15 protein-coding genes and 1 riboswitch are annotated in these 18,333 nt (G+C 63.5%); of the genes, 10 read left to right on the top strand and 5 right to left on the bottom strand.

Annotated elements, in window-relative coordinates:
- Positions 1-203: serine dehydratase subunit alpha family protein (locus tag GX181_00195; protein NLM70365.1), on the top strand; the 203-nt coding region annotated here is incomplete at its 5' end.
- A gap of 40 nt (positions 204-243) precedes the next feature.
- Here GX181_00195 and GX181_00200 read toward each other — a convergent pair.
- On the bottom strand, positions 244-1,014 hold the full coding sequence (locus GX181_00200) for an HD domain-containing protein (GenBank protein ID NLM70366.1): 771 nt from the start codon (positions 1,012-1,014) through the stop codon (positions 244-246).
- Positions 1,015-1,280: 266 nt separating this feature from the next.
- On the opposite strand from GX181_00200, the gene GX181_00205 reads away from it, so the two are divergent.
- Positions 1,281-2,345: a PQQ-binding-like beta-propeller repeat protein gene (locus tag GX181_00205; GenBank protein ID NLM70367.1), complete on the top strand. Its 1,065-nt coding sequence runs from the start codon at positions 1,281-1,283 to the stop codon at positions 2,343-2,345.
- A gap of 128 nt (positions 2,346-2,473) precedes the next feature.
- A complete protein-coding gene (locus GX181_00210) occupies positions 2,474-3,700 on the top strand; it encodes a response regulator (GenBank protein ID NLM70368.1) in 1,227 nt (408 codons plus the stop codon).
- 21 nt (positions 3,701-3,721) lie between these two features.
- On the opposite strand, the gene GX181_00215 is transcribed toward GX181_00210, so the two are convergent.
- Together GX181_00215 and GX181_00220 are read right to left on the bottom strand one after the other, a co-directional pair.
- Complete coding sequence (locus GX181_00215; GenBank protein NLM70369.1) at positions 3,722-5,200, bottom strand: SpoIIE family protein phosphatase; 1,479 nt, start codon at positions 5,198-5,200, stop codon at positions 3,722-3,724.
- 145 nt (positions 5,201-5,345) lie between these two features.
- Entirely contained in the window at positions 5,346-6,545 is a 1,200-nt protein-coding gene (locus tag GX181_00220; protein ID NLM70370.1) for a methionine adenosyltransferase, read from the bottom strand.
- Between the two features lie 76 nt (positions 6,546-6,621).
- Positions 6,622-6,720, bottom strand: a riboswitch (SAM riboswitch).
- Between the two features lie 334 nt (positions 6,721-7,054).
- Between GX181_00220 and GX181_00225 the strand changes: the two genes are divergently transcribed.
- A complete protein-coding gene (locus GX181_00225; protein NLM70371.1) occupies positions 7,055-7,423 on the top strand; it encodes a flagellar protein FlaG in 369 nt (122 codons plus the stop codon).
- A 70-nt stretch (positions 7,424-7,493) separates the two neighbouring features.
- Here the strand turns inward: GX181_00225 and GX181_00230 are convergent, their stop codons facing one another.
- Entirely contained in the window at positions 7,494-9,998 is a 2,505-nt protein-coding gene (locus tag GX181_00230; GenBank protein NLM70372.1) for an adenosylcobalamin-dependent ribonucleoside-diphosphate reductase, read from the bottom strand.
- A 620-nt stretch (positions 9,999-10,618) separates the two neighbouring features.
- On the opposite strand from GX181_00230, the gene aroA reads away from it, so the two are divergent.
- Genes aroA through GX181_00245 form a run of 3 tightly spaced genes read left to right on the top strand, consistent with a single transcriptional unit; the run spans position 10,619 to position 13,585 of the window.
- Positions 10,619-11,905: a 3-phosphoshikimate 1-carboxyvinyltransferase gene (gene aroA / locus GX181_00235; protein NLM70373.1), complete on the top strand. Its 1,287-nt coding sequence runs from the start codon at positions 10,619-10,621 to the stop codon at positions 11,903-11,905.
- Positions 11,905-13,077, top strand: a complete 1,173-nt coding sequence (gene aroC, locus GX181_00240; GenBank protein NLM70374.1) for a chorismate synthase — start codon at positions 11,905-11,907, stop codon at positions 13,075-13,077. Before aroA ends, aroC begins: the two co-directional genes overlap by 1 nt.
- Complete coding sequence (locus GX181_00245) at positions 13,070-13,585, top strand: shikimate kinase (protein ID NLM70375.1); 516 nt, start codon at positions 13,070-13,072, stop codon at positions 13,583-13,585. The genes aroC and GX181_00245 overlap by 8 nt, the downstream gene beginning before the upstream one ends.
- Here the strand turns inward: GX181_00245 and pheA are convergent.
- On the bottom strand, positions 13,568-14,638 hold the full coding sequence (gene pheA, locus GX181_00250) for a prephenate dehydratase (GenBank protein NLM70376.1): 1,071 nt from the start codon (positions 14,636-14,638) through the stop codon (positions 13,568-13,570). The genes GX181_00245 and pheA overlap by 18 nt on opposite strands.
- A gap of 370 nt (positions 14,639-15,008) precedes the next feature.
- Here pheA and ilvN point away from each other — a divergent pair, with 370 nt between their 5' ends.
- Genes ilvN through ilvB form a run of 3 tightly spaced genes read left to right on the top strand, consistent with a single transcriptional unit; the run spans position 15,009 to position 18,239 of the window.
- Entirely contained in the window at positions 15,009-15,500 is a 492-nt protein-coding gene (gene ilvN / locus GX181_00255) for an acetolactate synthase small subunit (GenBank protein ID NLM70377.1), read from the top strand.
- 30 nt (positions 15,501-15,530) lie between these two features.
- Positions 15,531-16,541 (top strand): ketol-acid reductoisomerase, encoded by a 1,011-nt coding sequence (gene ilvC / locus GX181_00260; protein ID NLM70378.1) that lies wholly within the window; start codon positions 15,531-15,533, stop codon positions 16,539-16,541.
- Positions 16,542-16,568: 27 nt separating this feature from the next.
- Positions 16,569-18,239, top strand: a complete 1,671-nt coding sequence (gene ilvB, locus GX181_00265) for a biosynthetic-type acetolactate synthase large subunit (protein NLM70379.1) — start codon at positions 16,569-16,571, stop codon at positions 18,237-18,239.
- The last annotated feature ends 94 nt before the right edge of the window (positions 18,240-18,333 follow it).

Here is an 18,333-nt window from a genome sequence, read left to right on the forward strand (position 1 = left end):
CGTGTGCGCTGAAGGTCGGCACAGGGGCTCTCGAGGCCTATCACGCCGCCCTGCTGGTCTTCGACGGTCACTACCCGGAGCCGCAGGGGCTGGTGGACGAGACGATCGAGAAGACGGTGAGCAACATGGTCCAAGTCTCCGTCCACGGCATGCAGAACTTGGACAGGGCGATAATAGACGTTATAGCGGGCAGATTCAGCTGAGATTCGCCGGGGCGGACGGGTGTTCGCCCCGGTCGCTTCGTCAGGCGCTCTCCATCAGCGACGCGTGGTCGAGGACCGAGTCTATGAAACGATCCACCGAGTCCTTCCGGGGCAGGGTCTTCGCTATCCAGCTCAGGGTCCCGGCCTCCCTCAGCATCCTGAAAGATGGAGCGTAGTTCATGTCCAGCACCCAGGAGAGCTGCACCAGAAGAAAGTCGGGCAGCGACTTGACATTCTGGTAAGAGGCCCTTCCGTCGGACCCCAGCTCGACGAGCAGCGCCTCCGAGTAGCCTCCGTCCGGGTCGATCGCAGTGAGCAGCTCCTTGATGCGCCCCTCCTGGACATGAGAGCGCACCAAACCGAACACGTCAAGCTTGTCGCTGTCACGGACTATCTTCGCGATGGGCAGGGCGCGAGGCGGTACGTCGCCGGGCAGCTCCCTCTTGTTGTGAAGGCGCACTGCCAGCAGTATGTCCTCCCACCGAGGGCACGACCGGGCCAGGTCGGCGGGGAATCTCTCCCGCAGGGCCGACTCACCCAGGTCCCCGTGATCTGTCGACGCGCCGTCGTAGTACGTCCCCCACCCGGCGTACTGGGGGAAACGGCCGGTGTCGTGAAGAAGCGCCGCGGTCACCGCGCTGTCGAGCAGTTCACCGGTCCATCCGAGCTCCCTGGCTATCTTTACCGCGATGTCCCTGACGCGGAGGCTGTGCACCCGCTTCACCTCCATCAGCGGCGGCAGAACCCCGTCCTCCGCGAAGGAGTTTATGTACCCCTCAAGCCACCTGGCGGCGGCATCGTGAAACGTCATGAGACCACACTTCCTTTCATTTTCCACGTCAAATTGTACACTCGCAGCCGAGGATTGGCAACGAGAATGCCGGGGTCGTTCAAAAGGACGACGGTCCCTGTCGTCCCGAACGGCGCGTAGCGCCGGAGGGACCTCGGGGATGAACCGACTTTGCCCACGAGGCCCCGACCTTCGGAACAACAGCTTCGCTGCGAGGGAGTATGAAAGAAGCGCGAAACGCTATATACTATAGGGGGTTTACACCATCGTGAAAAGAGGTGTTTTAAGTGAAAACAATCGAACTTGTCGTGCGTGTAAAGTGGTGCGTCGTCGCTCTGCTGGTCGCTGTCGTCCTCCTTCCCGCCGCGGAGGCTAGCGGCTGGAGTGGCGAGCTCCTGTGGAGCTACGACGCGATGTCCCCGGTATCGGGGTCGCCTGTCTCGGCGGGCGATCTGATCATCACAGGGGACGACACCGGCTGGCTGCACGCGGTTGAAAAAAGCTCGGGGCGGGGCGTGTGGACCTTCAACACGGGGGCGACGATCAACGGCGCGCCCGCCATCCTCGGAGGGAACGCTTTCGTCGGCGGTGCGGATGGCACACTGCTCGCGGTCGACATAGCCACCGGGTCGGTCAGATGGAGATTCACCCCCTCCGGCGAGTACGTCTCGCTCTCCATATGGGCCTCTCCGGCGGCAGGGGACGGCAAGGTCTTCTTCAACAGCTCGGACGGGAAGACATACGCGCTGAACGCCGAGAACGGATCCCTCCTCTGGGCCTACGACACGGGCAGGGAGCTTCGCTCGTCCCCCGTCTACGGCGACGGACTCCTCTTCGTCGGTGCCTACGAGGGGCTCTTTCACGCCCTCGACGCCAAGACGGGCAAGAGGCTGTGGGGAGGCGGCAGCGGCGGGCCGATCGGCACCCCGGCGGTGTCGGACGGGGTCGTCTACTTCGGCGCCTGGGACGGAGCGATTCAGGCGGTGCGCATAAAGAGTGTGATCCCCCTGTGGAAGCACACTGCGGGAGAGGCCATCACCACAGCGCCGTCCGTATCGGGAGGAAGGGTCTTTTTCGGGACGATAAACGGGAAACTCGTCGCACTCGAGGCCGCGTCGGGAAGGCCGCTCTGGGAGTTCCCCGTCCCGGGCGGGGTGCACTCCAACCCTGCGGTTCACGACGGGCTGGTCTTCTTCGGCAGCGTCGGGGGTGCCTTCCACGCGCTGGACGCCGCAACCGGGCAGGAGCGTTGGCGTTTTGAATCATCGCGCGAAATCATGTCCTCGCCGCTGGTCGACGGTGGCGTCGTCTATTTCGGAGGGCACGACGGATGGGTGCGCGCCTTCCGATAGAGCCCGAATAATGCCTGCTACTCCGGGGACGGAGGGGACGATCCCCTTCGTCCTTTGTTTTTTCGCCCGCTCGGTTTATAATTCCCGAGGAGATATCTGCTTTTTGAGCGACGAGGAGGTCGGATGAGTTGCAGGCTGAGATGGACTTGAAGAGCAGAATTGCGAACCTCGAGGATGCTCTGGCCGCGTCAGAGGACGAGAGCAGGAAGATGGCGGCTTTCATAGCCAACATGAGCCACGAGATTCGCACGCCCCTCAACACAATAATCGGCGTGGTCGCCCTTTTTCAGGATACCAAGCTCGACTTCGAGCAGAAGAAGTTCGTCGAGATGCTGTCTGCTTCCTCGAGCGACCTTCTGCAGCTGGTGGAGGAGCTGCTCGACATGTCGCGCCTGAAGACAGGCGGGCTCGAGCTGCAGGAGAGCCCTGTCCCCGTGCGCTCCTGTTTCTCCCAGGCGGTGCGCCCTCTCGCCATGGCGGCGCGCGAGCGGAGGGTGCAGGTCGAGCTCACCATCCCCCCCTCCGTTCCGGAGTTCCTGCTGGGGGACAGCCACCGACTGAGACAGACCCTCAGGAACATCGTCGCAACTGCCATCGCCCTCACCGCGAGGGGGGCAATCCTTATCAACGTGGTGCCCGAGGAGGAGACGAACGAATCCGTCATGCTCCACGTCACCATCGAGCACCCCTCCAACCGGGCCTCCAACGACAGGATAAGAGCCATGCTCGACCACTCCGCCCTCGACCGCACCGAATTCTCGCAGGCGTACGAGGGAACGGGCATCGGCCTGATAATCTCGGAGGGCATAGCCGAGGCCGCGGGAGGCGCACTGTGGGCAGAGAGTTTGGAAGACGAGCGGAACGTCTTCCACCTGACGCTGAACCTCAAGAAGATCCCCTCCCCGGCATCGCAGTCCCCCGAGAATCTGCCGAAGACGCAAGAGGAGAACCTTGATCCGGCGCAGCTCCCCGCCGAGCTCTCCATACTGGTGGTCGACGACAATAACTTCAACAGGAGCCTCACCAGGTCAATACTCAGGAAAAAGGGAGGGCCCGGTTGGACCATAGACCTCGCCAAGGGGGGCGAGGAGGCGCTGCGGATGGTGGCGGAGAAGGAATTCGACCTCGTGTTCATGGACATCCAGATGCCCGGAATGAACGGGCTGGATACGACCAGGGAGATACGCGCCAGAGAGGGCGCGGATACCAGACTGCCGGTGGTGGCTATGACCGCCTACGCGATGGAGGGGGACAGACAGATGTGCCTGGACGCCGGGATGAACGACTACATAGCCAAGCCGGTGGACCCCGACGAACTGGTTGAGATAATCCTGCGCAACACGGCGCCGGGCTAAGGCGCCTGACCCGGGTCTCGCTCAGCGGACGTGCACGCACAGGGCGGACAAGTCGTCCTTGCTCGCGCCCGAGTAGCCTATGGTGAACAGGTGATCGTACGCCTCGTTGAACGACATTGCCAGGTCTTCCGACCCATGCATCAGGTCGAGGAAGCCGTCGCTAGTGAAGATGAAGTAGTCCCCGCTCTTGGTCGAGATCTCTCCCGTGCCGAACTCCACCCTCCTTGACAGCCCCAGCAGCGACCCGGGCGACGATGCCTTGCTCATCACCCCGCCCGACCCGTGAAGGAACGCGTTCACCCCCGCAGAGCAGTAGGACAGGCTCATCTCGCGCAGGTTCAGGCTGAAGCATATCGCGGCGGCGAAGGATTCCGACAGGAACCTCTCGGCTGCTATGGCGTTCACCCACTGCAGCTTCTCCAGCAGGCTCGTCCCTATCATCTCCTCGTCCTCGAAGGCCTGGCGGAAGAGCACCAGCATCGCCGACGTCTGCAGGGCCGCCGGGACGCCGTGCCCCATCAGGTCGAACAGGTATCCGTTCAGCACCCTGTCCTCCGGGTCCCAGTGGTACCCAAACAGGTCGCCGCTGATCATGAACATCGGCCTGAAGATGCTTCGCACCTCCACGTCCGGCTCCCCCGTCAGGTCGCCCGGCAGGAAACCCCGCTGGATCGCCGAGGCCAGGGCGACGTCCTCCTTGGCCAACGTCTCCTGCGACACGTCCGTCACGACCATCATCATTATCTCGTCCGTGTCCTGCGCAAGCGAGCGGAAAGTGGCCTGGACCGGGAAGAACACCCCGCCCTTCTTCCTGTGCATGGTCGTCGTGACGGAGAAGACCCTGCCGGCGGACGCGTCGCGCGCCGGGTAGACCTCGTCAATAGTCAGGTCGTCCGTCTCCTCCAGGGAGTAGCCGTACAGTACCCTGGCCGCCTCGTTCATGTAGATGATCCTGTCCGTGCTCGTCTCCCAGACGACGAGCGACTCGCCGAACATGTCCAGCAGGTTCATGCCGTTGAACCGGAAGCCGGCTATCTCCACCGCCAGCGGAAACGGGGACGGAGCGGGCGGCGATGCCTGCCGTTCCTCCGGGGCCTCGTTCCTCATCCTCAGAACGACCATCCTGCCGGACTCCTCCAGCGTGACCTCGTCCACCAAGTGCAGGATGATCTGCACCCCGCGCCCGGACTCCATCTCGAAGTCCATGAAGACCTCCGGGTCCGGCCTGAGGTCGTGCGCGAAGCAGCCCCCCTCGCTCCTTATCGAGACGCTAAGCGCCTCTCCTTCCTTGAGGACGCGCAGCTCCACCCGCGCGTCGGGCAGACCGTTGTTGCCGTGAAAGAGCGCGTTGTTCGCGGCCTCGTTGACGGCCGTGAACAGCCTCATGCCCCTCCTGGGACCGCAAACAGAGCGGAACAGATGCAACAGCCCCTCCCTATGAAGGGCAAACTCGTCCACCGTGCTGAACGACAACGAAGCCAGGATCTCGGTAACGCTCATGCCATCACCCCCCGAAATGAATAGGGAAAAGATGAAAGGGGAAAAAAGACCCCCGCGCCTGTACGTAATGATAGCACAGGGCGGGGGCATCAGTCCGACTTGAAATACTACTGCCACCAGGACTTGACTCGCTCTTTCACCGGGCCTATTTAGCCGCCGCGGCCAGGGCCTGGGCCCTGTCGGTCCACTCCCAGAGAGGCAGGGGATCAAGGTCGATTCTGCCCATGTGCCCGTAGGCCGCAAGCCGCTTGTACTGGGGCTTGCACAGCTGAAGGTCGCGAATTATGGCCGCGGGGCGGAAGTCGAAGTGCTCTCGCACTATCTCCGATACCTTCTCGTCGGGGATCTTCCCCGTTCCCATGGTGTCCAGCATGATCGACACCGGCTCTGCCACCCCTATGGCGTAGGCCAGCTGAATCTGGCACTGGTCGGCAAGTCCCGCCGCCACAACGTTCTTGGCCACGTAGCGCGCCATGTAGGCCGCCGACCTGTCCACCTTGGTCGGGTCCTTGCCCGAGAAGGCGCCCCCTCCGTGCGCCACCCATCCACCGTAGGTGTCGACGATGATCTTTCTTCCGGTGAGGCCCGAGTCAGCCATCGGCCCCCCCTTGACGAAGCGTCCGGTCGGGTTCACCAGGATCCTGGTCCCGTCCTTCATCAGGTGTCCGGGCACTATCGGCGCTACCACATACTCGATGATGTCGGCCCTTATCTCGTCCAGGGTCGCCTCCGGGTGGTGCTGGGCGGCCACCACGATTGTGTCGGCGCGCACGGCCTTGCCCCCCTCGTATTCAAGGGTGACCTGGGTCTTTCCGTCCGGGCGCAGGTAGGGGATCGTCCCCTCCTTGCGCACCTTGGAGAGCTGCCTGGCAAGCCGGTGGGCCAGAGCTATCGGCATGGGCATGTACTCCTCGGTCTCATTGCAGGCGAAGCCGTACATCATCCCCTGGTCGCCCGCACCCGTCCGTGCGATGTCCTCCTCGGACACCTGGAGCTCGCGCACCTCTAGAGCCTTGTCCACGCCCCGCGCTATGTCCCTGGACTGCTCGTCAATCGCCGTCAGCACCGCGCAGGTGTCCCCGTCGAAGCCGTACTTCGCCCTGGTGTAGCCTATGTCCTTGATTATGTCCCTGGCCAGCTTCGGGATGTCCACGTAGGTAGCCGTGGTGATCTCCCCCGCCACCATCACCATGCCAGTGGTACAGAGCACCTCGCATGCCACCCTGCCCGTCGGATCCTCGGCCAGGATTGCATCCAGAACGCCGTCCGAGATCTGGTCGGCCACCTTGTCCGGGTGTCCCTCCGTCACGGACTCAGAAGAAAACAGAAAACGCTCGCTCGCCAATTATGCATCCCCCTTGAAAAGTGATAAAAAAAAAGACCCCTCGCAAGAAGGGCCTTTGACTGTTCTCAAACGCTCCCTCTTATCACTCGGCCTTGGGCCGCTGGTATTAGCACCATGCCTCGCGGCAGGTTGCCGGGTTTCATCGGGCCAGTCCCTCCACCTCTCTGGATAAGAGTCCTAGATTGTAATGAATCGACCAGGATGAATTATACGCTATTTCGCTCCCCTGTCAACGATCGCCGAGGCGAAGGAACTCGCCGCGCTCGAGATGGCAAATAAAGCTGTCATCCCGAACGAGTGTGAGGGATCCCGCCCCCCTCTGTCTTCCCGAACGAGTGTGAGGGATCCCGCCCCCCTCTGTCTTCCCGAACGAATGTGAGGGATCCCGCCCCCCTCTGTCTTCCCGAACGAATGTGAGGGATCCCGCCCTTGAGGGCGCGGCAAGTTTGACAGCCGGGAGCGAGTGTAATATACTTCATTTGTGTCAGTGTATCCTGGAGGTGAGAACGATGACCCCGGCTTTCGCTATTCCATCGATTGAAGTAGTCGGCTGGGCCAGAAAAAACTACCTCGAACCCTCGTACCCCGACAAACGCTACGACGAGCAGAAGTCCTTCTCCGAGCTACGGGCCCGAGGCAGACATGCCCGAGGGGACGGGACTCTTCAGCGTGCGCTTGACTCATACCGGGATCACGCGGCCTACAGCAGCCGTTTTCTTCAGTTCAACATCGTCGAGGAGGCAGGCCTCGTCCAGGTGATAGTGAAGGAGAAAAACGACGAGGAGAAGATCATCCGAAAGATACCGCCGGACGAGATAGTTCGCCTCATCGAGCGCCAGAACGAGATGATAGGCTTCCTGCTCGACCTGGTGGCCTAGCTGAAATAAGATGGATAAAAATTAAGAGACCCGGACCGACCGCGGCCCGGGTCTTTTTTGTTCGCCCTCGTTATTTACAGGGGGTGTAGCCGCAGCTGAAGCAGTACTCGCACCCCGAGATCATCTCAAGGGGCGCCTTGCACTCCGGGCATACCGCCGCGCCGCCCTGCGTATCGCCTCCCCTGCCTATCAGCCTCTCCAGCAGCACTGCTATCGCGTCCGGGATGGAGCGGGTCACGTGCTGGTCGTCGAACTCGAACAGCCAGTACTCCTTGCCGGACAGCCCCTTCAGGGTCGCTATGAAGTCCTCCAGCTTTCCGCCGCTGCGCAGGCCGATGGAGATCGCTCTGGACAGGGCCTCAGTCATCGCCTTCAGCTCCGAGCCGCTCTTGCCTATCGTGGCGAAGACCTCGAACGGCTCGTCCCCGTCGAAGTTCAGGGTGACGTAGATGCTCCCCCACGGCGTGGTCTCCTTGATGGTCTTGCCGAAGACCACCAGCCCGGGCCGCTCCTTGACACGGCTGGACATGGGCGGCCGCTTCTCCTCGGGGACCTCCGCCTTCTCCGGCTTCTTCACCGTCTCGATCGGCTGAAGCGAGCGGGACCCGTCCCGGTATATCGTTATACCCTTCGCCCCCAAGTCGTGGCATCGCTGGTAGATCGCCCTGACCTGGGCAACAGTCGCCTCCTGCGGCAGGTTGACCGTCTTGCTTATGCCGCTGTCCACTATGCCCGCGAAGACCCCCGTGACGTCGATATGCTCGTCGGGGGTTATGTCGTACGCCGTCACGAACACCGGGTCGGAGAGAGAGTCGCTTTCATGCAGCTCCGCCACCTGCTGCTGCGACAGCAGCTTGTGATGAAACTCCCTGGTCTCCTGCCCCTCTCCATCCACCTTGGCTATGCGACGGCTCCAGCTCCAGGCGAAGTTCGGCTCGATTCCGGCGCTTGTGTCTATCAGCATCGAGATGGACCCGGTCGGCGCTATGGAGAGCCGCCTGCTGTTGCGCATCCTGCCGCTTGCGAACGCCCGGAACACCCTCGCTGCAAGGGCCAGTCTCTCCTGCTCGTTTCCCAGACCGACCGCGTTGAAGAAGGACTCGAAAGAGTTGGCCAGCGTGTAGGGCACCGTGGGAGATGAGCGAAGCTTTCTCACCAGCGACTCCATCGTCTCTCGATCTACCGAGTCGAACCACGACTCGGGGAAGAGCTGCTCACCCTGCTCGTGCGCGAACTTGAGGAAGAGCTTCTCCACCAGGTGCGACTCCGGGAAGGGCTCCTTCCCCATCTCGCCCACTATGTCGGTGGTGGCGCAGAGGGCAGCCGCTCCCATCGTGTCGGCGAGCGTCTTGCAGAAGACATTGAATCGCTCCGAGCCGTACCTCATCCCCAGCATTATTGCCGCGTCCGCCAGGCCCATGATCCCCAGCCCGACCGGCCTGATCCGTTCCGTGCGCTCCCCTATCCGGTCCAGCGGGTAGGAGCATGCGTCTATCACCAGGTCGAGGTAGTAGATCGACCGGAAGACCTGGTCGGCGAACCCCTTGAAGTCGAAGTACGAGCTCCCGTCCTCCCTGCGGGCCACGAACGCCTCCACGTTAACCGAACCAAGATTGCAGCTCGTATAGTTCGGCAGCGGCTGTTCACCGCAAGGATTAGTGGACTCGATCTTCCAGGTGTCGTCCAGCTTAAGCAGGTTGTCGGCGTTTGCTCGGTCGATGAAGAAGATTCCGGGGTCGCCGCGCCTCCAGGCGCTCTCGCACAGCTTGTTCCACAGCTCGACCCCGTCGACAGTCCGGACCGGCTTGCCGCTCCTCCGCGAGACCAGCTCGAAAGGCTCTCCCGTCCCTGCAGAACGCATGAGCGCGTCCGATACGCAGACGGAGATGTTGAAATAGGGCAGCCTTCCGTCGTCTACCTTCGCGTCTATGAAGTCGAAGATGTCAGGATGGTCGTCGAACAGCATCCCCATGAGCGCCGCCCTCCTGCGGCCGCCCTGCACCACCACGGCCCCCATGGTATTCCACGTCTCCATGAACGACACGGGCCCGCTGGCCTGTCCGCCGATGCCGCCGTTGATCACGGATCCCCTCTCCCGCAGGTGCCCGAAGTTGGCCCCCACGCCGCCGCCGAACTTGCTTATCACGGCCGCGTCCTTCACCGAGTCGAAGATGCCGTCTATGCTGTCCGGGACCTCTATGACGAAACAGGCGAAGAGCTGCTGCCCCCTCGTCCTTGAGCTGTGCAGCAGCGAGTAGTCCTCGAACGACAGCCTGTCGGGGTCGCAGTAGAGCTTGTCCGAGAGTTGCGGGTCGACCGTCTGACCCGCGCCCGCCGCGAACAGGCAGGGGGAGTTGAACAGAAAGCGCCTGCTCCGTATGTCGTCGAATATATTCAGCTCGAGCCGCCTCAGCCACTCCAGGGACTCCTCCCCGCCGTCGAGATACCGGGACTCGGCGCAGGCCACCGTGCGCGACACCCTGCGGGCGAACTCCGTGAAAGTCCTCTCCTTCCGGATCTCCTGTACGTCCGCATCGAAACGGCGGGCGAAATAGCGCTGGTCGAGAAGCCACATAGCGTTCTCGGAGAGACCGTTCTCGCCTCCTTCCGGGGGCGATGAGAACGAGGAACGGAAGCGATCTCTGTACGAAACCGACACTTTAAACCCCTCCTAAACACACTACATATACTATGATACATCTTTCACACTCAACATATTGTGTAGAAACCGGATTGCGGGTATCAGACTACCACTTCTTACCCTTTCTCACAAGGGGGACGATGCTACTTCAGAATTGAAAGAATAGGGGCCAAAAGCACCTTTTTTCATCCTTACAGGGCCCTTTGTGACTGAATCTTCCGTCCGCCCCTTGACAGGAGAGAGGAAAGGATGTATCCTCTTCGCCAATTCCACGGGGAAAGGAGAGTCCGCCGGATGGTTTCCGCAAGGTGCGCGGTCTTTGTGTTCGAGTTCGCGTTTACCTGTGACCAGGGTTATTATTACCCCTGGTCTGCCTTGCTTTGGAAACCGGATGACGGCTCGCGCTTTACGCCCGCAGAGGTATAGAGGACCGTGTTTTTCCCACCCTGTTCGCAGGGCTAGGAATCGGAAGAGACAGCGAGGACCGTTCCCGGTTTCCACCGGAGGACGGTCCTTTTTGTCTTCAGGACAACAGTCAAAAGGAGTGATGCAGGATGAAGCGCATTGAACCGGCGAAGAGGATCCACGGCAGGCTCTCCCTGCCCGGGGACAAGTCCATCTCCCATAGGGCGGCCCTTCTCGGGGCCGTGTGCCCGGAGGGGATCACCGTGCGCAACTTCTCCGACGGAGCGGACTGTTCGGCCACGCTGAGCTGCCTTGAGCAGGCCGGAGCTTCCGTCAGGCTTGGAGGCGGCGCCCTCTCCGTGTCGGCCCCCGCGGGACTGACCTCCCCGGGAGGGGCGTTGGACGCGGGCAACTCCGGCACCACGGCACGCACCCTATGCGGGCTGATCGCGGGCCTTCCCGGCGTCAAGGCGCGCATAACGGGCGATGACAGCCTTTCGAAGCGGCCGATGATGCGAGTGGTCAGCCCGCTGCGCGCCATGGGGGCGAGCATCGGCGGGCCGTCGGACGGACTGCGCCTCCCGGTCGAGATCCGGGGCGAGAGACTGAAGGGGACCTCTCACGTCATGGAGACCGCGAGCGCGCAGGTAAAGACCGCGATACTGCTGGCCGGCCTGGGCGCCGACGAGCCGGTCACAGTCATAGAACCGCTGCCCACCCGGGACCACACGGAGCGCATGCTGGCCCACATGGGGGCGGCGCTCTACCTTGACGGCGGCGCGATAACGATCTCCCCGTCGAGGCCGTTGAAGGGCGGCGAGTGGACCATACCCGGCGACTTCTCCTCGGCGGCCTTCTGGATAGTGGCCGCCGCCATCCTCCCGGACTCGTGCGTCTCGCTGCCGGGCACCGGGCTGAACCCGACTCGCACAGGACTTCTCAGTGTGCTCGAGCGAATGGGGCTGGCCTGCACTGTCGAGCAGGAGGGGCTTAAGGGAGGAGAGCCGGCGGGCACGATAACAGTCCACTCCAGCAGGCTGCGAGCGACGGAGATAGAGCCGTCGGAGATACCCCTGATGATAGACGAGCTCCCCGTTCTGGCCGTGGCAGCGACTCAGGCGGAGGGGACGACGGAGCTTCACGGCGCCATGGAGCTTCGCTTCAAGGAGTGCGACCGCATAGTGGCCATGGTGCGCGGACTGTCGGCCCTCGGCGCGGACATAACAGAGCTGGAGGACGGCTGGAGGATAACAGGGCCCGTGAAACTCAAGGGCGGACGAGTCTCCAGCATGGGAGACCACCGGGTCGCCATGGCCCTGGCTGTGGCCGGACTGGCGGCGGATTCTCCCGTCGAGATAATGGATCACCAGTGCGTGGACATCTCCTACCCCGGCTTCTTCAAGACTCTCGACATGCTAGCCGGGAGGAGGAACTGATGAGCCTTCGCTTTTTGACAAGCGGTGAATCGCACGGCAGGGGGCTCCTGGTGGTGGTGGACGGGCTGCCCGCCGGCCTGCCGGTGTCGCCCGAGCACCTTGAACTGGCGCTGGCGCGAAGGAGGCGCGGATTCGGCAGGGGAGGAAGGGCTTCTGTCGAGCGAGACGAGACGGTGGTCTGGGGAGGGCTTCGGGACGGTCGCACCACAGGCGGCCCTGTGGGCATCTCGATAGCCAACACGGAGCGAGAGCTGTGGGACGAGGCGATGAACCCTTGGGCGATCAACGCGGAGGCGGCCCGCACGAGGGCAGTCACCGCGCCGCGCCCGGGGCACGCGGACCTGCCCGGGGGGGTGAAGTTCGGCCACGACGACATGAGGGATGTGTTGGAGCGAGCCAGCGCCAGGTCCACCGCGCCCCGCACGGTCGCCGGGGTGCTGGCCGCTCGGATGCTGGAGGAGCTGGGCGTCTCCGTGCGGGGCGCGGTCGAGTCCGTAGGGGGAGTCAAGGCACGAATGCCGGAGAGATCGGAGGATTGGGCACGGGCGTCGATGTCCGAGCTCGGAGCGGCCTTCGCGGAGGACGAGGAAGCCATGAGGGAGAGGATCGTCCGGGCCGATACGGAGGGAGACAGTTTGGGAGGAGTTTTCGTCGTGTCGGTAGCCGGGCTCCCCCCCGGAGTGGGCAGCTTCACCGAGTGGGACAGGAGGCTGGACGGGCTGCTTGGACAGGCGCTGCTCTCCATACCCGGGATAAAGGGGATCGAGTTCGGGCTCGGGTTCGATGCTGCGGATCTGCCGGGCAGCGAGGTTCACGACCCGATAGTCGTGGACGGAGGCCGGTGGACCAGGCCCACGAACAGGTCAGGAGGGATCGAAGGCGGTATGAGCAACGGAGGCGAGATAATAATCCGCGCGGCCATGAAGCCCATCCCGACGATGAAGAGGGGGCTTCCCTCCTACGACCTGGTCTCCCGCTCGCCCTGCGAGGGTCACGTGGAGAGAAGCGACGTCTGCGCGGTCCCGTCGGCATGCGTGGTGGGAGAAGCGATGGCTGCATGGACCGTGGCGTGCGCCGTGGTCGAGCAGTTCGGCGGCGACAGGATGGACGACCTGGCGCAGAGGTTCATGCTCTACAGGCGTAGGGCGGAGGGGTGGAACCTCCGTGCGTAGCCGCGTCGTCTGCCTCGGAGGCTTCATGTGTTCGGGCAAGAGCAGCGTGGGGCGCGAACTGTCCCTCAGGCTGGGGCACGAGTTCCTGGACACGGACGAAATGGTGGAGGCAAGGGCCGGTCTGTCGGTCGCGGAGATCTTCGCCCGTCTAGGGGAGCCGGAGTTCCGACTCATGGAGCGGGAGGCCGTGCTGGAGGCGCTCGACGGGAGCGGTCGCGTGGTGTCCCTCGGAGGCGGGGCGCTGCTGGACGAGGGATCCCGGTCGGCGGTGCTCGCGAGGTCGTTCCTGGTGATGCTGGACGTCCGGCCGGAGACGGTGCTGAAACGGGCCTGGTCTGCCGGGCGAAGAGCGCGCCCCCTGCTGGACGGAGGGGTGCGCGCCCTCATGGAGAGCCGTGCAGAGGCCTACTCGTCATGCCATATGAGGGTCGCCACGGACGACCTTGCGGTCGAGGCCGTGGCGGACGCAGTAATGAAGGGCCTGCCCCTCCTAGAAGCAGGGGTATGAGCCCAGCAGGCGTATGAAGGAGGCCCGCTCCCTCATCTCGTCCAGCGCATTCCTGACGTGCGGCTCCTCGACGTGCCCCTCGATATCGATGAAGAAGTAGTACTCGAACGGGCTTCCCGACAGGGGCCGGGACTGGATGTGGGTCAGGTTCAGCCCGTTTGTGTATATAGGCTCCATCGCTCTGAACAGGCTTCCGGGCGTGTGACTTACGTTGAAGAGTATCGAGGTCTTGTTCCTCTCCCCCATTCCGGGGTTCCCGAATCCGACCGTCCAGAAGCGAGTGGTGTTCCGCCCCCGATCCTGTATCTTGCGGGCAAGCACGTTCAGCTCGTTGTTGCCGGCCGCCAGCTCGCTGCAGACAGCGGCACGCCCTCGGCTTCCCACCGCCAGGGCGGCCGCGGCGCTAGTGCTCGCCGCTGGTATCTGAATCGCCGACGGCAGGTTCGCCCTCAGCCACTCCCTGCACTGCCCCAGGGCCTGCGGGTGGGAGAATACCTCGAGAATGTCCTCCAGGCGATTCTCGCCGGAGGCCAGGTTGTGGTCTATGGATATCGACAGCTCCCTCTGGATGGAGAGCTCCGTTCCCTGCAGCGAGGCGAAGGCGTCCATCGTAGGAAGCACCGTCCCCTCCAGGGAGTTCTCCGCCGGGACGACCCCCCAGTCCGCTTTCCCCTTCTCCACCTCCGCGAACACGTCCACGAACGACGTGCAGTACACGGGCATCATCTCCGAGCCGAACGACGCCAACGCCCCCTCGTGGGAGAACGACCCCTCCGGCCCGAGGAAGGCGACCCTCGGCCTGCGCTGCACCGCTCGGCAGGCCGACAGTATTTCCCTGTATATATGCTCGACCGCCCTCCTGTCGACCCCCTCCGCGGCGGCGGCCACCCTCTCTATGACCTCGCCCTCCCTCGCCGGGTCGTACACCTGGCCCCCCTTCTTGGCGATCCCCGCCTCGAAAGCCACCTTGACCCTGCGCGACAGCAACGATGCTATCTCCAAATCGATCTCGTCTATTCTCTCCCTGCACTCCCGGAGCTCTTCAGAGGACATTCAGCTTCCCCCCCAACCACACATTTATCAGAGTTTTCTTTGTTTATTTCTCCTCTTGACAATCTTCGACAAGGCATATAAAATCTCCGACAACTTGCGGCGCCGTTGCCGACACACACCGTTGCATATAGTATCACACGGCCCGCAAGGACGACATAGACGCAAAGGAGGGAATCCCGATGAACGATCTTTACTCGATGAATCGCTCGACAAACGCCTCTGTAGTAGCCATCGTTATTATCATTCGCTGCGGGGATTCCCCCGGAGCGCTTGTCGTCGTGTAACCACGCGACAGGCTTTCCGGCCGGGGTCCCCAGCAATGAGGGGGCCCCGGCCTTTTTTTATTCAAAAACTTCGGGGAGGTGCAGACATGGAGCGGACGATAGGAGTAGTGGCGGAGAACAGGCCGGGAGTGCTGTCGAGGCTGTCGGGGCTGATGGAGCGAAGGGGCTTCCAGGTGAGGGACGTGTCGGCGGGGGTGACGCAGCAGCCGGGGCGCTCGCGCTTCACCTTCGTGATCGCCGGGGACGATAAGAGGGCGTCGCAGGCTGTGCGCCAGCTTCGCAAGATGGTGGAGACGGTCGACGCGTTCGAGCTTAGCCCGGCCTTCTGCGTGGAGAGGCGGATGATGCTGATGAAGTTCGACCTGCCCTTCGAGGGACGGCCGGCGCTGTTCGACTCGCTGCGGGGTTATTCGCACTCGATCGCGGGTGAGCAGGGGGACACTCTCATAGTCGAGGTCACCGGCACGGGCGAGCAGCTTGACGGTTGCCTGGAGGCGGCCAGGGGTCACGGGCTGACGGAGGCCGTGCAGAGCGGCCCGTTGGCGATGGACGCGCGCTCCGGCGCGACGGCGTTTTAAGTACACATTGAAAAAGGAGCTGTGATCGACATGGCGAAGGTTCTTTACGACAGAGATGCGGATATGGGGTTGCTGAAGGGTAGGACGGTGGCGGTGCTAGGCTACGGCAGCCAGGGACACGCGCATGCGCAGAATTTGCGCGACAGCGGGGTCACGGTGCTGATCGGTCTGCAGGAGGGCAGCAGATCGAGGGCGACGGCAGAGTCGGACGGCTTCAAGGTCTTCTCGGTCGCCGAGGCCGTCAAGCAGGCGGACGTAGTGATGTTCCTTATGCCGGACCACGTCCAGGGGAACGTCTACAGGGAGCACGTGGCCCCCAACCTCAAGAGGGGCGCGGCGCTGGCCTTCGCACACGGCTTCTCCGTCCACTTCAACCAGGTGACCCCGAGGGAGGACAACGACGTCTTCATGGTGGCGCCCAAGGGGCCGGGGCACCTGGTCCGCAGGATGTACGCCGAGGGCAGGGGCGTGCCGTGCCTCCTGGCGGTGCATCAGGACGCGTCGGGCAGCGCGCGGGATCTGGGGCTGGCGTACGCGTGCGCGATAGGCGGCGGCCGGGCGGGGGTTCTATCCACCACCTTCAGGGAGGAGACGGAGACCGACCTGTTCGGAGAGCAGGCTGTCCTCTGCGGGGGGATAACCGAGCTGATCAAGGCCGGGTTCGATACCCTGGTGGAGGCCGGCTACCAGCCGGAGATCGCCTATTTCGAGTGCCTGAACGAGATGAAGCTGATCGTCGACCTGATGTACGAGGGAGGCATAGGATGGATGCGCTACTCGGTCAGCGACACGGCGAAGTACGGCGACCTCGTGGCGGGAAAAAAGGTCGTCGACAACAGGGTTCGCGAGACCATGAAGGAGCTGCTGGAGAGCGTGCAGGACGGTTCGTTCGCCAAGGACTGGATGCTTGAGAACCAGTGCGGCAGGCCGCGCATGAGAAAATGGATGGAGCGAGAGAGGGCCCACCCGATAGAGGAGGTCGGCAGAGAGCTGCGAGCGATGATGCCTTGGATGGACGCCAAGTCCGCGCCCGAGGGATAGAAGAGAGACGGAAAGGGGAAGGTTGACATGATGATGAACGGAGCGAAGATGGTCGTCGAGGCACTCCAGAAGGAGGGTGTCAAGTGCGTGTTCGGCATACCGGGAGGGTCGGTGATCCCCCTGTACGACGCCCTCTACGACGCGGCCTTCCCCCACATCCTGGTGCGGCACGAGCAGGCGGCGGCTCACGCCGCGGATGGATATGCCAGGGTATCCGGCAGGCCGGGGGTGTGCGTCTGCACCTCCGGGCCGGGCTTCACGAACATACTCACGGGATTGGCCACGGCATTTCTTGACTCGGTGCCAATGGTCGCTATCGCGGGGCAGGTGTCCACGTCGCTCATCGGGGGGGACGCCTTCCAGGAGGTGGACTCCTTCGGCGCGAGCCTGCCGACCGTGAAGCACAGCATACTGGTCCGCTCTGCGGAGGAGATCCCGAGCGCGATCAAGGGGGCGTTCGAGCTGGCTCTCTCCGGCAGGCCAGGGCCGGTGCTGGTGGAGCTGCCGGTGGACACACAGAGGGCCGAGGGCGAGTTCGCCTGGCCGGAGGAGGAGCTCTTCTCGGGGCACCACCTGAAGCAGGCAGAGGACCTGTCGCGACTGGGCGATGCTGCGAGGCTCCTGAGGGGCGCGCAACGCCCCGTGATACTGGCGGGCGGCGGGGTGATAACCTCGGGCGCGGCGGGGCGGCTTCTGCTGCTGGCCGAGCGGGGGGACCTTCCGGTGGCGGTCACTCTGATGGGCAAGGGCGCCTTTCCCGACGATCACCCGCTGGCCCTGGGGATGGCCGGGATGCACGGGACGCCCGCGGCCAACACCGCTCTGGCGGAGGCGGACGTCGTGCTGGCGGTAGGCGCGAGGTTCAGCGACAGGACGACCGGCAAGGTTGCCGACTTCGCAAGCGGGGCCTCCGTCATCCACGTCGACATAGACCATGCGGAGATAGACAAGATCGTTAACTGCGACGTCGCCCTGCTTGGGGATGCGGCCAGGGTGCTGCGGGCCCTCGCGGACTCCCTGCCGGAGATGGAGCACGGAGAGTGGACCGGCCGTCTGAGGGAACTGGCCGAGGAGATGCCCCTGAACAACCCGGAGGAGGGCTTCTCACCCGCGTCGGTCTTCGAGGCGGTGAGGCGTCGAGTGGACGAGCGGACGGTAGCCGTCACCGACGTCGGGCAGAACCAGATGTGGGCCGCGCTCCACTGGAGGGCGGGCGGGCCGAGGACCTTCCTCAGCTCCGGCGGCCTGGGGACGATGGGCTTCTCTCTCCCCGCCGCGATAGGGGCCTCGTTCGCTGCGGGAGAGGCGCCGACAGTATGCTTCGCTGGCGACGGAGGCTTCCTGATGACCTGCCAGGAGCTTGAGACCTGCGCCCGCTACAGGCTGCCCGTCAAGGTCATCCTGCTGAACAACGGCTGCCTGGGGATGGTGCGACAGTGGCAGGAGCTCTTCTGGGACGAGCGTTACTCGGCGACCACCCAGGCCCCAGTCTGCGACTTTGCCGCCATCTCCTCGGCCTTCGGAGTCCCGGCCCGTTCATGCGACGATCTCGGCGGGCTGGAGAGAGCGCTGGACTTCGCCTTCGACGTGCAGGGCCCGGCCTTGGTCGAGTGCCGCATCCCGCAGAATGAGCTCGTAATGCCGATGGTCCCGGCGGGAACGGCACTGAAGGATTTCATGTACAGGGTGAGGGCGTAAAAAACTCCAAGAGTACGTGCCGGGGAAACAGGCGACATCGGCGCACGTCACGTCATATTATGCGACCCGCGCCCCGATCTGTGCTTGCCTATCG

It is taken from the genome of Synergistaceae bacterium, from assembly GCA_012521675.1.
Classification (GTDB): Bacteria; Synergistota; Synergistia; order Synergistales; family Aminobacteriaceae; genus JAAYLU01.

Bases quoted from the DNA above. Each gene is read 5' to 3' on its own strand.
- GX181_00230 (NLM70372.1), bottom strand. From the start codon at position 9,998: ATGTGGCTTCTCGACCAGCGCTATTTCGCCCGCCGTTTCGATGCGGAC.
- pheA (NLM70376.1), bottom strand. From the start codon at position 14,638: ATGTCCTCTGAAGAGCTCCGGGAGTGCAGGGAGAGAATAGACGAGATC.
- aroA (NLM70373.1), top strand. From the start codon at position 10,619: ATGAAGCGCATTGAACCGGCGAAGAGGATCCACGGCAGGCTCTCCCTG.
- ilvB (NLM70379.1), top strand. From the start codon at position 16,569: ATGATGATGAACGGAGCGAAGATGGTCGTCGAGGCACTCCAGAAGGAG.
- GX181_00225 (NLM70371.1), top strand. From the start codon at position 7,055: ATGACCCCGGCTTTCGCTATTCCATCGATTGAAGTAGTCGGCTGGGCC.
- aroC (NLM70374.1), top strand. From the start codon at position 11,905: ATGAGCCTTCGCTTTTTGACAAGCGGTGAATCGCACGGCAGGGGGCTC.
- GX181_00215 (NLM70369.1), bottom strand. From the start codon at position 5,200: ATGAGCGTTACCGAGATCCTGGCTTCGTTGTCGTTCAGCACGGTGGAC.
- ilvC (NLM70378.1), top strand. From the start codon at position 15,531: ATGGCGAAGGTTCTTTACGACAGAGATGCGGATATGGGGTTGCTGAAG.
- ilvN (NLM70377.1), top strand. From the start codon at position 15,009: ATGGAGCGGACGATAGGAGTAGTGGCGGAGAACAGGCCGGGAGTGCTG.
- GX181_00200 (NLM70366.1), bottom strand. From the start codon at position 1,014: ATGACGTTTCACGATGCCGCCGCCAGGTGGCTTGAGGGGTACATAAAC.